The sequence below is a fragment of the Methylicorpusculum sp. genome (assembly GCF_030651835.1).
GTDB lineage: Bacteria > Pseudomonadota > Gammaproteobacteria > Methylococcales > Methylomonadaceae > Methylicorpusculum.
Window position 1 is genome coordinate 88832 of the sequence record NZ_JAUSBX010000090.1, and the last position, 13239, is coordinate 102070.

General features: G+C 46.3%; 15 protein-coding genes. 10 read left to right on the forward strand and 5 right to left on the reverse strand.

The genetic code is table 11. The annotated features are described in order from the left end of the window. The first annotated feature begins 1 nt into the window (after position 1). The 3 genes from Q7V32_RS11875 (at position 2) to Q7V32_RS11885 (ending at position 1899) form a co-directional block, all read left to right on the forward strand. Positions 2–439, forward strand: a complete 438-nt coding sequence (locus tag Q7V32_RS11875) for an NUDIX hydrolase (RefSeq protein ID WP_304897189.1) — start codon at positions 2–4, stop codon at positions 437–439. 278 nt (positions 440–717) lie between these two features. Continuing rightward, positions 718–1131 (forward strand): exosortase system-associated protein, TIGR04073 family, encoded by a 414-nt coding sequence (locus tag Q7V32_RS11880; protein ID WP_304897190.1) that lies wholly within the window; start codon positions 718–720, stop codon positions 1129–1131. A 72-nt stretch (positions 1132–1203) separates the two neighbouring features. Beyond that, a complete protein-coding gene (locus Q7V32_RS11885) occupies positions 1204–1899 on the forward strand; it encodes an OmpA family protein (protein WP_304897191.1) in 696 nt (231 codons plus the stop codon). 54 nt (positions 1900–1953) lie between these two features. On the opposite strand, the gene Q7V32_RS11890 is transcribed toward Q7V32_RS11885, so the two are convergent. Next, on the reverse strand, positions 1954–2820 hold the full coding sequence (locus Q7V32_RS11890) for a DUF1722 domain-containing protein (RefSeq protein ID WP_304897192.1): 867 nt from the start codon (positions 2818–2820) through the stop codon (positions 1954–1956). 418 nt (positions 2821–3238) lie between these two features. Here Q7V32_RS11890 and Q7V32_RS11895 point away from each other — a divergent pair, with 418 nt between their 5' ends. The 7 genes from Q7V32_RS11895 to Q7V32_RS11925 all read left to right on the forward strand — a co-directional run bounded on the left by Q7V32_RS11895 (position 3239) and on the right by Q7V32_RS11925 (position 9688). Further along, entirely contained in the window at positions 3239–3853 is a 615-nt protein-coding gene (locus Q7V32_RS11895) for a DUF1264 domain-containing protein (RefSeq protein ID WP_304897193.1), read from the forward strand. 97 nt (positions 3854–3950) lie between these two features. Next, positions 3951–5018 (forward strand): cytochrome-c peroxidase, encoded by a 1068-nt coding sequence (locus tag Q7V32_RS11900; RefSeq protein ID WP_304897194.1) that lies wholly within the window; start codon positions 3951–3953, stop codon positions 5016–5018. Positions 5019–5046: 28 nt separating this feature from the next. Then, on the forward strand, positions 5047–5919 hold the full coding sequence (locus Q7V32_RS11905) for a hypothetical protein (RefSeq protein WP_304897195.1): 873 nt from the start codon (positions 5047–5049) through the stop codon (positions 5917–5919). Positions 5920–5945: 26 nt separating this feature from the next. Then, complete coding sequence (locus Q7V32_RS11910) at positions 5946–6716, forward strand: carbonic anhydrase family protein (protein ID WP_304897196.1); 771 nt, start codon at positions 5946–5948, stop codon at positions 6714–6716. Between the two features lie 112 nt (positions 6717–6828). After that, positions 6829–7524, forward strand: coding sequence for a DUF2490 domain-containing protein (locus Q7V32_RS11915; protein WP_304897197.1), 696 nt, complete (start codon positions 6829–6831; stop codon positions 7522–7524). A gap of 254 nt (positions 7525–7778) precedes the next feature. Beyond that, positions 7779–9257 carry an ATP-binding protein gene (locus Q7V32_RS11920; protein WP_304897198.1) on the forward strand — a complete coding sequence of 493 codons (1479 nt, stop codon included), beginning with the start codon at positions 7779–7781 and terminating at the stop codon, positions 9255–9257. Next, positions 9254–9688: a response regulator gene (locus tag Q7V32_RS11925; RefSeq protein ID WP_304897199.1), complete on the forward strand. Its 435-nt coding sequence runs from the start codon at positions 9254–9256 to the stop codon at positions 9686–9688. The genes Q7V32_RS11920 and Q7V32_RS11925 overlap by 4 nt, the downstream gene beginning before the upstream one ends. Positions 9689–9845: 157 nt before the next feature. On the opposite strand, the gene Q7V32_RS11930 is transcribed toward Q7V32_RS11925, so the two are convergent. From Q7V32_RS11930 to Q7V32_RS11945, 4 genes are all read right to left on the reverse strand, one after another. Further along, positions 9846–10091, reverse strand: coding sequence for a hypothetical protein (locus Q7V32_RS11930; protein ID WP_304897200.1), 246 nt, complete (start codon positions 10089–10091; stop codon positions 9846–9848). 112 nt (positions 10092–10203) lie between these two features. Further along, a complete protein-coding gene (locus Q7V32_RS11935; protein WP_304897201.1) occupies positions 10204–10866 on the reverse strand; it encodes an ABC transporter ATP-binding protein in 663 nt (220 codons plus the stop codon). After that, the gene (locus Q7V32_RS11940) at positions 10863–11999 is read right to left on the reverse strand and encodes an efflux RND transporter periplasmic adaptor subunit (RefSeq protein ID WP_304897202.1); all 1137 of its coding nucleotides are present in this window, start codon (positions 11997–11999) and stop codon (positions 10863–10865) included. The genes Q7V32_RS11935 and Q7V32_RS11940 overlap by 4 nt, the downstream gene beginning before the upstream one ends. Then, positions 11999–13225 carry an isocitrate dehydrogenase (NADP(+)) gene (locus Q7V32_RS11945; RefSeq protein ID WP_304897203.1) on the reverse strand — a complete coding sequence of 409 codons (1227 nt, stop codon included), beginning with the start codon at positions 13223–13225 and terminating at the stop codon, positions 11999–12001. The genes Q7V32_RS11940 and Q7V32_RS11945 overlap by 1 nt, the downstream gene beginning before the upstream one ends. Positions 13226–13239: the final 14 nt, after the last annotated feature.

Genomic DNA, 13239 nt, shown 5'->3' on the forward strand with positions numbered 1-13239 from the left:
CATGGCCAAACCGATTACACCCTTGCTGGCAGCCGACGCTATCATTGAACTGGTGGACCGACCTGATAAGCCTATTGTTTTGATAGAACGCGCCTTCCCGCCCCTGGGGTGGGCCATACCTGGAGGATTTGTCGATATCGGCGAGACGCTGGAACACGCGGCAATACGAGAGGCAAAAGAAGAAACGGGACTGGACATAGTACTGACGGCCTTATTAGGTCTGTATTCAAATCCAGTGCGTGACCCTAGAAATCATACCGTTACTGCCGTTTATGTCGCTCAAGCGACCGGAACACCGCTTGCCGCTGATGATGCAAGGAATTTCGGGCTATTCAGCCCGGATTCACTGCCCAATGAACTGGCCTTTGATCATGCATTGGTTCTTGCTGATTATCTGAACTTCAGAACATCGAGCAGAACGGCACCACTGAGAACTTAAGCAAAAATTGAGTTGACTGATATTGATGTGAGGGTTTCGAATGCCATAGCATTCGGCTGACGCTAACAAAAAATATGTGTAGTAAAAAATAGCCTATTCATTATTGCCATCTATACTTTCCCGGATGCATCGTTGACTTCCAAACGGTGTTAAGTTACTTTCAAAAAGGGAATAACCATGACAGACGCGGATTAAAGACAGTACCGTCTATGCCATAAAAACAACTGTTTAAGATTTCACAGGAAGCGTTAATCTTGAATTTTATGAGGAGAATAACAATGAATAAAAAGCAAATCCTAACCGCCTGCATGATGACCGGGGCTTTACTGACCGGTCCGTCAGCTTTTGCAGACGAACATAAACACGGCTATTTCTCATGTCTAAGCGATAAAATCAGTCAAGGTTTTTTCAACACTACCACTGGCTTTATTGAATTACCCAAAAACATTATCAATATCAGTCACGATCAAAACATATTTGTTGGCCTGACCTGGGGAACGGTTCGCGGCGTTGCTCATGCTGTTGGCCGGACTGTCGTAGGTGCAGCGGAACTGGTTACCTCGCCGATTCCGACTGATGATTATATCTCGCCACCTTATGTCTGGGATCGTTTCAGTGAAGACACGCGCTATTTCGGCCTAAATTTTCCTGGCTTTTGGACCACCTATGGTCCATTGGATGACGGCGATTAAGCATCAAACCCATTGGATAAACGTTTGAATCATTGTCCCAAGGCCAATGATGCGTATCAAGAGGATAAAATTATGAATAAACACTTTATTTATTTGCCATTTGCCGTACTCGTCGCTTCGCTGACGGCTTGTACCCCTCCAACCAAAGATATTCCAGGCCTTACATCAGAAATTGATGCAGCAATGGCCGGCCACTACGGCCAATCGATTTACCACGAAGAACTTGCAGAGGAAAGTCTGGAAGATGCCAATAAAATTCTTGATCACTGGAAAAATGATCACTACTGGAACATTGATCTTCGTCAAAAAGCCATGACCGCTGCTGAAGAAGCGGCTCATCATCGTAAGGAGTCAGAAAAGGAATTGTGCAAATGGTTAACATCCGTCCATAGTCACAACCATCATCAGGGAGAAGTTGCGCAGCACGCAGCCGCCTATTTCAAGACCGGAAGCGCTGTGCCTTACCAGACTAACCACCATGAAATTGCCTCGTTGGGCAAATATCTTGAGACTCACCCAGATGCTACAGCCCAGGTAACTGCTTACACGGATACCGTAGGAAGCGTTCAAAGCAATCAAATATTGTCCGAAAAGCGTGCTTCAACAGTCGCCAATATGTTGATCGCTCAAGGCGCCAGAGCCTCGCAACTCAACACCAAAGCGCTAGGCGAAGCCGAAGGTCCTGACCGTACCGCCAATCAAAAACACCGGGTTGTCATGATCAGTACTGCTCATCCAAATTATATAGACTGTCCTGACCTTAAATAACTCAACGAGCTCCGCAGCAACTTATCTCACTGCGGAGCTCCAATCAGGACTCACTTAAGGATTGACTTCGCCTAATGCACTTGGATAAGGGGAGAAATAGTAAGACGATTGAATATAAGGATCGGGACACTTACGAAAATGATGCTTCAACAACGTGATAGGCGCTATCAAAGGCACCTCACAGTTACGATAAGACTCAATTAACTCGCATAACTCGGCTTTATCATCCCTGCCTAATTCTTTTTTCAAATAACCTTGGATATGTTGCAAAACGTTCACATGATTGGCTCGCGAAGGGACCGTCAGCAAGGTGTTCATCAATTGCAAAATATATTGATTGGCAACTTCCGCCAGATTTTCTTTAGTTAAACCCGCCAGCAACTGTCCCAAATCCCGGTAATCGGCATGACTCATAATAATTAACTTATGCCGAGCATGAAATTCGATCAGACCATGCGCCGTCAAGCCTTCTTTTTTCAGCATTTGCCAACGGTAAACAACGTGAATGCGTTTAAAAAAATTATCGCGAAAACAAGCATTTTCCAGTCGAACATCTTCTTCTACCGGCAGCAGCGGAAAATTACGCATAATTTTTAGCGCCTCAAGCCCTATGCTATCTTTGCCATTAGAGGGATTGCCAAAATTCTTCGCCACCTCAGACGCTGAAGCCAGGTTTTTCTTTTTGATGATGTACCCGCAGAGCTGAGTGCCTTCTCCTAAATCCGAACCAGGCCGTATTAAAGCTTCAGAATGGGTTGTTGGAAAAACGGTTAACTCTGCTTCTTCACTGACCGCAAACGGGAAAAATTCAAAAAAATGACAGGCCGCCTCATTGATAACCGCATCTTTTTTTGGAATTGCTCCACTATTTGCCAACTGATCAAACAAACAACTACTGACACCTATGGGAATTTTTTTCATAGCGTTTTCGAAGTCCCGGATTACTGAAGTGCGCTGATTGTATGTCTGATGCTCGCGAAATACAAAAAATTCTGAACTGCCGCCAGATGTGGGCGATTTTGCCAGCCTAATTAACCTGCGTTACTCTTCGTTAAAGCCGTGCCCTAAATCCAGGTCGAATTCTGGAAATCTTAACTTACAAGCCGGCCTTATGTTTCAATGCAACATATTCGAAACACTTATTAGTTTCAAACAAACTGTTATAGAAACGTTGAGTGAAACATATCCAATTACACAGAAAGTATAATCTCACCAACATCACCTTAATAAACAACTACTTATTCTTAATATTATTCCTTGGCATAGTTTTAGCAATACAGATATTGCACAGGTCTTAAATTAGACTTATATAAAAATAACATGCTTTAAGGGAATCAAAATGAAACAAAAACTATTACTCATCGGCAGCATACTGTTGTTGATGTCCGGATGCGCAACAACAACGACCCTATCACAAGCAGAAAACCATGAACACCACGGCCAGGCAAAACTGACAGCACCTGATCAGCCCAAGCTTTATAACGAAGCTCTAAATCCTCGCCAAATTGAACATCCTGATCACTTGGGCTTTAATGATTTACATATTCAGGCAATCAGACATCTGGTGCCGGATACTCATAGCGTCCACGATCCCAAACTGCAAGTTATCGTTCATCATCACTGCAAAGCTTACGATGACGGCACTTTCGTCTGCATGATGTTCCCTACCGGCATGAAAGACCAGGACAAACCGATTGGTTTCGAATACATCATTACCACCGAGCAATTCAACACCTTGCCTGAAGCAGAGAAAAAATACTGGCATTACCATAAAGTAGAAGTCGCCAAAGCGCACGCGACATTTCCTGACTTGACACAAGAAGAAGCTGCTAAAATTCTACCTGCAGTTCATGAAACTTACGGCAAGGTCATTTATTTTCAAAAACCTGATGATAAATATCCATTAGGCGAACCCTATATCGTTATCGTGCAGCACATGCCTGAACAAGATTAAAAGTTCAACCCCCCTTAGTGTGTAGCGATACACACCTTTATAGCCAGCGGAATCAGGTCTTCACAGCCTCCGCTGGTGTTTTTTTTGGGAGGCTTAGATGCGATTACTGATAAAAATTCTGCTGGGATTACTGGTTACCACTGCGTCTTTTGCAGACAAAAACCTGGGCTTACCCCCTTTATCGATCCCTACCGATAATCCTCAAACGACTGAAAAAGTTAAGCTGGGTCAACTGCTGTTTAATGATAAACGTTTAAGCGCTGATGGCTCGATCAGTTGCGCCAGCTGCCATCGTGCTGACACGGCCTTCACGGATGGACTGCCTGTTTCCAAAGGCATAAAGCAGCAATTGGGAACACGTAATGCACCTACCGTAATCAATTCGGCTTATTACGAAACACAATTTCTGGACGGCAGAGAAAGCAGCCTGGAAGCTCAAGCGAAAGGTCCATTGGTCAACCCGGTCGAGCATGGCTTCACTCATCTTCAACAGGTTGTTGATGTGGTCAAACAAGATGCCGCCTATAGAGAACAGTTCCAACAGGTTTTTAATGTTCTGCCTGATAGCATTACTATCGAGCATATCGCCAAAGCCATTGCCAGCTTCGAACGGACATTAATTACGGGTGATTCAGCTTTTGATCGTTACTATTTTGGCAAGGATCAATCGGCGCTATCAGACAGTGCAGCACGCGGATCGCGTATTTTCCGACGCAAAGGAAACTGCATGACGTGCCATGAAATATCTTGGAACAACGCCTTGTTTACGGACAATCGTTTTTACAATGTCGGCATCGGTTTCGAGCGGTTGAAACCGGTTTTAACTGAATTGACTTCGGCAATCAATCAACAAACAGAAGTAGACATTACCGGGCTGACTGATGCCCAGCGCTCTGAACTGGGTCGGTTTGCTGTCACCAGGATTCCTGCAGATCTCGGCCGATTCAAAACCCCTACTCTCCGCAACATTGCAGAGACTGCACCTTATATGCACGACGGCAGCCTCAAAACACTGGAGGAAGTGATAGAGCATTATGATAAGGGCGGCATCAGCAATGCCTATATCGATCCCAAGATTTTCCCTTTACATTTGACCGCGCAGGAAAAGGCCGATTTGGTGGCCTTTTTAAAATCCCTGACCAGCCCTGAAAATGAGCTGAATTAATTACGCATAACTTATTAAGAGCCCAGTCATGAATAAATCAAGTTTAGCTTTAGTCTTATGGCTATCGGCAACTACCCTATCCTTTGCAGCTGAAAGTGATAATCGTCAGGCATTAAAACTGACTGAGGCCCAGCGTCATCATGTTTTGAGTGAAATGCGTACTTTATTGGATGGCACTCAAAAAATTCTCTCTGCCTTAGCTGACGAGGATATGACTCGGGTTGCAGAGTCTGCAGAGGCTTTAGGGTTAAAAATGGAGCACAAAGCGGAAGACCACCTGCATCACCTGCTGCCCAAAGAATTTATGCAACTGGGCATGTCATTGCATCAGAACTTCGATCAAATCGCCGCTGATGCCAAAAATGGGGCCAATCAAAAACAAATCTTGCACCAATTAAGTGCGGCTATGGGCAAATGCGCCGCGTGTCACAACGCCTATCAGATTCGCACCGAAAATCCCGATCACACACGGCTTGATGAAGTGGCGCAACGCGGTGCGCACGTCATGCCGTTTGATCTGGAGCAAACTTTGCATGTTTTTACAAAAACTGAGCAGGGTGGAGTGCAGCAAGTGATTGTCAAAGATAAAACCAATACCGGACAAATCGAACTGATTCGGGCGCATCTGGCCAAGATTGCAGACGAGTTCAAGCATGGTGATTATTCCAATCCGTCTAAAATTCACGGCGATACCATGCCGGGACTGGCCGAGTTGCGCAAGGCTCAGCCCGAACAGATTCAAATTAACTACAATGAATTAACCGATGGCGCCCAAATTACCTATACCAGTGATCAACCCGCACTCATCCATGCGCTTCATCAATGGTTTGATGCACAACTGAGCGATCACGCCCGTCATGCGGTTCCGAACCATCAGCATCACTTAATGCATGGCAAGTAGAGAGGGCAATGCAAAAAACGCCCAAAATGAATAAACTTTTAATACTTCTGTTGTTGCTCTGTTTGCAGGCCTGCGCCTATAAGACCAACAAAGCAATCGCTGAATCCGGCAACCAATCAGATCCTCAGAGTCGCGCGCCCGAAAAATACAGCTTGCCCAGCATTGACCCCGGACTTCATCAATCACCCATCAATATTTTTACCAACCGCACAAAAAAGGAAATGAACCATGACCATTTTGTGGTCCATTTTCAAGACAAAGTAACGGCTGTTGAAAACCTGGGGCATACGATTCAGCTTGATTTCAACGCCGGCAGCACCATCACAATCAAAGACAAAACCTATACCTTCAAACAAATGCACTTTCATACACCTTCGGAGCATTTGATTGATGGCATGACTTTTCCCATGGAATTGCATATCGTCAGTGCAACGGAAAACTCAGTCACGCCTGATTATCTGGTCATCGCCGTTTTATTCAAAATGGGCGAAGAAAATCAATTCATCAACGAATTTATCAACCTGACCCCCTCGCTTCCTTACAGCAAAACTTTCGTAAAGGACAATTCAATCAAATTAAACGACCTCTTATCGTTAAGCCCGACAGGCGATCTGGGTCATCACTATCATTACACTGGCTCCCTGACAACCGCGCCTTACACTGAGACAGTAGACTGGTTTGTTTTAAAAAAGATTTATCAGGCTTCTCCTGAACAAATAAAGAAAATCAACACCATTGAAGGCAATAATGCGCGTCATATCGAACCCAAAAACGATAGACTCGTTGATGATGAGTGATTTTTAACTCATCATCAACGAGTCTATAAAAATTCCGGCTATCGCCCAGCTAAATCCCTTAAATTAGTTACAATAATTCCCATTATAAATTACCTTTGAAGGCTTGGGCTCGATGAAAAAAATCTCGGCGTTAGTTTTATCTCTTCTCTTTTCGTCGGCAGTTTGCGCTGATTCCAATGATGACTCCAGCATTTGGCTCAGTAACACCTATCAAACCGATTTTGGAGGCAGTCATTATCTGGCGTTTCTGGAACTGGCCCCTCGCTCTAAAAACGATAATAACGACTTCAGTCAATTACTGATCCGCCCGATAGTAGGCTATAAATTGACCGAAGAGCTCCAGCTTTGGCTGGGATACACGTGGCATGGTGAATACAATGATTCATCTTCGATTAAATTCGATAACGCCACCCATGATGTCATGCAGCAATTACAATGGATTCATAACCTCACTCCGGAACTTAATTTTCAGTACCGGTTACGCTTTGAAGAGCGATTTTTTGTCGATGCCGATGTGGCGTACCGTGTGCGTCACCGCTTCCGTTTTGTCTATTCCATTCCCGACACCAAGGCCTACCTGATTGCCCTGGATGAATTGTTTGTTTATTTTAATTCGTTAAATTACAGTGCTCGCGAGACCTCAGTCCAGCCAGGAATCAATCAAAACCGGTCTTACGCGGGAGTTGGTTATAAATTAACGCCGCAAATCAATATTGATACCGGCTATCAGTTGCAATATGTGAATAATTTTGGAGCGCCGGATGTTTATAACCATGTCTGGTTTACCAATCTGAACTTCACCTTCTAACGGCGCTACGGACGGCATTAGCGCTAACAAGGCTTTGCTGCAAAATGCAGCCTGTTTATCACCGATATCCTTGCTATACTGGAATCCATTTCCTTATTTATTAAAAGGTTTTAAATTAGCTTCCCCATGCAGGACAGGGTGTAACGCGCCGGCCAATTCCGATCGGAAGCCAATGAATTGCGCACCAAGCCTGGGAAAGCCTTTCCAGAATGCCAATCCCGGCACAGTTAACGATTAAGTAGAGAATAGATAAAATGCTGAGTGTTGTGAGTCAGTGGTTTGACACCTCAAATCTGATGCCGCACGGTTATTGCCTGCTATGGAACCCCTTGCTGTTATGGGTATTTGTCACCTCTGACCTGATTATTGCGGCCTCTTACTATTCCATCCCTTTCGCCCTCTGGTTTTTTGCCAAACGCCGCCCTGATATTCAAAACCGCTGGCTAATTATTTTATTTGGCCTGTTTGTGATGGCATGTGGAACGACCCATTTTTTCGATGTGCTTAATATTTGGTATCCCAATTATTGGACAGATGCACTGGTACGCATCATTACCGCCATTCTGTCACTGACAACCGCGATTGTTCTGTGGATAATTATGCCTTCTGCTTTAAAAGCGCCATCTGTTCAGCAACTTGAAACAGCGAATAACAAATATAAAGGATCGGCTCAATATGCCCGCAGCCTGATTGAGGCAAGCCTGGACCCATTGGTCACTATCAGTACCGAAGGAAAAATCATGGACGTCAATGTTGCAACAGAAAAAATAACCGGTGTCGAACGTCAGAAATTGATCGGCAGTGATTTTTCCGAATATTTCACGGAACCGGATAAAGCGCGCCAGGTTTACGAGGAAGTCTATGCCAAGGGTTTTGTCATGGATTATCCATTGGCTATTTACCATACCTCGGGTTACGTGACCGATGTGCTTTATAACGCAACGGCTTACCAAGATGAATCGGGCCATGTAGCCGGCGTCTTTGCCGCAGCCCGTAATATAACCGAACGTAAAACTTACGAAGAACAGCTGAAAATCGCAAACCGGGAGCTGGAAGCCTTCGCCTACTCCGTGTCGCATGACCTGCGAGCCCCGTTACGCGGCATTGACGGCTGGAGTCTGGCATTACTGGAAGACTATGGACACACTCTGGATGAACAGGCTCAGGGCTATCTGGAGACGGTTCGATCAGAAACGCAACGCATGGGACAGTTGATTGACGACCTGTTGCTGTTGTCGCGCGTGAGCCGCGGCGAATTAAACAATGAACAGGTTGATTTAAGCGCTATTGCTCAAACTGTCTCAGAACGCTTGCAACGGGCGGAACCGGAGCGCAAGATTGAGTTTGTTATTCAATCAAACCTCTCAACACGAGGCGATGCCCGCTTATTGGAAGTCGTTTTGACCAACCTGCTCAGCAATGCCTGCAAGTTCACGGCACTGCGTTCCGAAGCTAAAATTGAGTTTTTCCATATCATTGAGCGAGATAAGAAAAGCAATACTCCTTACCAATTATTCGTGATACGCGACAATGGCGTTGGTTTTGACATGGCTCACGCGCAAAATCTGTTTGGCGCCTTTCAGCGCCTGCATAAAGCCAGCGAATACCCGGGAACCGGTATCGGTCTCGCAACAGTTCAGCGCATCGTGCACCGCCACCATGGCAGGATTTGGGCCGAAGCTCACCTGGACCAGGGTGCCACGTTCTTCTTCACTCTTGGAGACTCAGCTTGAATACCAAGACAATTTTACTCGTTGAAGATAACCCCAGCGATGTCAGCTTGACCCGCCGGGCACTGGTGAAAAACTCTATCAGCAACCCCCTGGTCGTTGCTGAGGATGGACAGGACGCATTAGATTATATTTTCTGTAACGGTGAATACAGTACCCGAAATTTCAGTGATCTACCGGTACTCATACTGCTTGACCTAAAACTGCCCAAAATCGGTGGCTTGGAAGTGCTGCGCAGGCTTCGCGCCGATCCGCGCACCCGGCGAATTCCGGTAGTGATTCTAACCTCGTCAGGCCAGGAGGAAGACATTACCGCCGGTTATGACTGTGGTACCAACAGTTACATTCGCAAGCCGGTTAATTTCACAGATTTTGCAGAAACCATCAAGCAATTAGGCCTTTATTGGCTGGTTATCAACGAACCACCGCCTTAGACTTAAGATTGCAGGATCTATCTACCCTACTCAGCTTCGCGGCTTGATGGAGCAGATTCTGCCAGCGATTCAGTCCAGCCTATTACAAGGCAGGACGAGTCACTACGCCTAAATAAATTTGTTTGCTGCTATCTGAGTTTTGCAGCGCTTGTTCCATTCATCCGTCTTGTCGATGCTTGATTTCAGTCATAATCCGGTCAACTTCCAGGGTGGGCAGATAATCCAAATCCCAATGGCTGGTATAGTTTTCCTTTAATCGCCTCTTGCCGGGATGAATCGATTCGGCTTCGTCTCCGTGAGGTACGGCGGCTGTCGTAATTAAGTGATCTTCAGGCTCAATAGTAACGGTTTCCTGTTGATCCGTTTTAAACAGACTTTGTATTTTTTCACACAGCTGACTCATAGCGACTCCTTTTACCTGATCGTGATAAAACTGACTTGTGCTACCAAGCTACCCCCGCTTTTGATTTAATCAAGGCAACCTGGATGAAACAAAGCGGAATCCGGAAAATAAGCTAATTTTGGATTTGTCCGTCGACCAGACGTATCTTGCGTCCCGCACGACTGCCTAAAGTGGGGTCGTGGGTAATTATCACTAATGTCACGCCTTGTTGATTAAGCTTTTCCAGCAATTCGATAATGTCCTTGCCTGATTGGCTGTCAAGATTTCCGGTGGGTTCATCCGCCAGCAAAAGTTGAGGCTTCATGCTCATGGCACGGGCAATGGCAACGCGTTGCAACTGTCCTCCGGATAACTGGTCGGGCTTGTGCTCTGCCCTATCCAGCAAATTGACGGCAGCAAGCCCTTCTTTAACCCGCACTTTTCGCTCTTTAGGCGAGATGCCTGCCAAAATCATCGGCATTTCAATATTTTGGGCAGCGGATAGACGAGGAATCAAGTGGAAAAATTGAAACACAAAACCGATATTTTCCCTCCGAACTTTGGCCTGCTCATCATCGCTTAGCAGGGTCACGTCGCGGCCATTAAAAAAGTAGCGTCCGGATGAAGGTTGATCCAGCAGTGCGATGGTATTCAACAGCGTCGACTTTCCTGAACCTGAAGGCCCCATGATGGAAAGATACTCACCCTGAGTAATCGTCAGATTGATAGCGCTTAAGGCATGGACGATTTGTTCACCGACCTGAAAGCGTCTGTGGATGTTTTCCAGTTGAATCATGGCGCAAGACGAACTTTAACACCCGCGGCAACGCCCTCTTTACCCATCGACGTAACGACTCTGTCACCTTCCTGCAGGCCGGATGCAATTTCGGTAAAACTCCAATTACTCAGTCCCGGCACAAAAGTCCGCTCTTCGAGTACGTCATGCTGAGCAATCAGTAAAACTGTGTTATTTTCCATGATGGCCTCGGCAGGCAAGCGCAGAGCGTTCTGCTTTTCAGCCAGCACCACTTCAATATCCGCGCTGTACCCCGGCAGCCAGACCATTAAATCATCGGCATCGGTTACCTTGACTTCAACTTCAACGGTTCGGGCTTGCTTCTCTTTTTCCTGGACATAAGGCGCGATCCTTGACACTTTGCCGGTACAGCGTTTTTCCGGAAAAGCATCCAGCGAAACGCAGGCCTGCATCCCGAGTCTGATTCGTCCGGCATCCACTTCATCAATCGGAGCGGAGATATAAAGGCAGCTCAAATCGAGCAAATCAATGGCGGGTAAGGTCGGAATGCCTGGAGGAGAAGGCGTGACAAATTCACCTAATTCGGCATTGATTTCGGCAACGGTACCGTCAAACGGCGCGGTGATAAACGTGCGTTCGACAGCGGCTTGAGCAACCGTAAGCTGTGCCTTGCTGACTTCAATGGCCTGTTCGGCACCCAGGCACTGAGCCCTTTGTGCTTTGGCCTCAGTAACCGATTTATCAAGCTGATCTTCGGAAATAAACTGATTACGCGAGCGCAGCTTGGAGTATCGTGCGGCTTCACGTTCCGCCCCCGCGGCTCGTTGACACACCTGTTCGGCATCGGTATAGCTGGTTTTGATCTTAGCCTTGTTAAGTTCAACCTGAGCCTTGAGGTCGGCATTCCACACTTCCAGCAACAGCTGGTTTTTTTTGACCGCCTCGCCTTTTTCTACATGCAGACCAGCCACTTGCCCCCCGGTTGCCGGGGCAAGATAGGCGCGCCGACAGGCTTTGACCGTTCCCACGCGGGTATTGGATACGGTGGCCGACACCTCTCCTGCTTTAACCGTGTAGAACTCAACTTCAATCCGTTCAGGAGCTTTGTTGAAATAATACAAAACAGCAGCCGAAGCCAACACGCCAGCTGCTGCTAACAGTTTTTTAAGCATTACCCTAAACGGTTTTCCAGATTGACCCTGAGCACTTCAAGAAAATCTTCTGTCGTCAGATAATGGGTGTCATTCAGATCATCCCCATAAATGCACAATGCCAAATCCTTGGTCATCTGCCCTGCCTCGACAGTATCGACACAGACCTTTTCCAGGGTTTCACAAAAATGGGATAAAGCCTCGTTATTGTCCAGCTTCGCTCTAAAAGCTAACCCGCGTGTCCAGGCAAAAATTGAAGCAATAGGATTGGTAGAGGTTTTTTTACCTTGCTGATGCATGCGATAGTGCCGGGTCACGGTGCCGTGGGCTGCTTCCGCTTCCATGGTTTTTCCATCCGGAGTCACCAGCGTCGAGGTCATCAAGCCCAACGAACCAAAGCCCTGAGCCACGGTATCGGACTGCACGTCGCCATCGTAGTTTTTACAGGCCCAAACAAAGGCGCCGTTCCATTTCAGAGCGGAAGCAACCATGTCGTCGATCAACTTATGTTCATAGACAATACCCTTGGCTTCATAGCGCTCACGATATTCGGCTTGATAAATGGCTTCGAAAATATCTTTGAAACGGCCGTCATATTTTTTGAGAATGGTATTTTTAGTGGACAAATAAAGCGGCCATTCTCTGTCCAGGGCAACGTTAAAACAGCTGCGTGCAAAACCGGCAATCGATTCGTCGGTGTTGTACATCGCCATGGCCACGCCATCGCCTTCAAAATGATAGACCTCAAAGCTTTGTTCTTCACTGCCATCATCCGGAGTAAAGGTAATCTGCAACTTGCCTTTACCTTTTGTAACAAAATCAGTGGCGCGGTATTGATCACCAAAGGCATGACGGCCGATACAAATCGGTTTTGTCCAATTAGGCACCAGACGGGGAACATTTTCGCAAATGATGGGCTCGCGAAACACGGTACCATCCAGAATATTCCGGATGGTACCGTTTGGCGATTTCCACATTTTTTTCAGATTGAACTCTTCAACCCGTGCTTCATCCGGCGTTATTGTCGCGCATTTGATTCCGACACCGTATTTTTGGATCGCATGTGCTGCGTCAATTGTGACTTGATCCTCGGTTTCATCACGATGCTCAATACCTAAATCGTAATACTCGATAGGCACATCCACATAAGGCAGAATTAACTTCTGTTTAATGAAATGCCAGATAATCCGGGTCATTTCATCACCATCCATTTCGACAACGGGCGAATTGACAACGATTTTTTTCATGATGGACTCCAAGG

What these genes read in the sequence shown, in the direction of transcription:
- Q7V32_RS11880 (WP_304897190.1), top strand. Translation starts at nt 718, where the DNA reads ATGAATAAAAAGCAAATCCTAACCGCCTGCATGATGACCGGGGCTTTA.
- Q7V32_RS11935 (WP_304897201.1), bottom strand. Translation starts at nt 10,866, where the DNA reads ATGATTCAACTGGAAAACATCCACAGACGCTTTCAGGTCGGTGAACAA.
- Q7V32_RS11910 (WP_304897196.1), top strand. Translation starts at nt 5,946, where the DNA reads ATGAATAAACTTTTAATACTTCTGTTGTTGCTCTGTTTGCAGGCCTGC.
- Q7V32_RS11915 (WP_304897197.1), top strand. Translation starts at nt 6,829, where the DNA reads ATGAAAAAAATCTCGGCGTTAGTTTTATCTCTTCTCTTTTCGTCGGCA.
- Q7V32_RS11920 (WP_304897198.1), top strand. Translation starts at nt 7,779, where the DNA reads ATGCTGAGTGTTGTGAGTCAGTGGTTTGACACCTCAAATCTGATGCCG.
- Q7V32_RS11940 (WP_304897202.1), bottom strand. Translation starts at nt 11,999, where the DNA reads ATGCTTAAAAAACTGTTAGCAGCAGCTGGCGTGTTGGCTTCGGCTGCT.
- Q7V32_RS11890 (WP_304897192.1), bottom strand. Translation starts at nt 2,820, where the DNA reads ATGAAAAAAATTCCCATAGGTGTCAGTAGTTGTTTGTTTGATCAGTTG.
- Q7V32_RS11875 (WP_304897189.1), top strand. Translation starts at nt 2, where the DNA reads ATGGCCAAACCGATTACACCCTTGCTGGCAGCCGACGCTATCATTGAA.
- Q7V32_RS11905 (WP_304897195.1), top strand. Translation starts at nt 5,047, where the DNA reads ATGAATAAATCAAGTTTAGCTTTAGTCTTATGGCTATCGGCAACTACC.
- Q7V32_RS11885 (WP_304897191.1), top strand. Translation starts at nt 1,204, where the DNA reads ATGAATAAACACTTTATTTATTTGCCATTTGCCGTACTCGTCGCTTCG.
- Q7V32_RS11900 (WP_304897194.1), top strand. Translation starts at nt 3,951, where the DNA reads ATGCGATTACTGATAAAAATTCTGCTGGGATTACTGGTTACCACTGCG.
- Q7V32_RS11895 (WP_304897193.1), top strand. Translation starts at nt 3,239, where the DNA reads ATGAAACAAAAACTATTACTCATCGGCAGCATACTGTTGTTGATGTCC.
- Q7V32_RS11930 (WP_304897200.1), bottom strand. Translation starts at nt 10,091, where the DNA reads ATGAGTCAGCTGTGTGAAAAAATACAAAGTCTGTTTAAAACGGATCAA.
- Q7V32_RS11945 (WP_304897203.1), bottom strand. Translation starts at nt 13,225, where the DNA reads ATGAAAAAAATCGTTGTCAATTCGCCCGTTGTCGAAATGGATGGTGAT.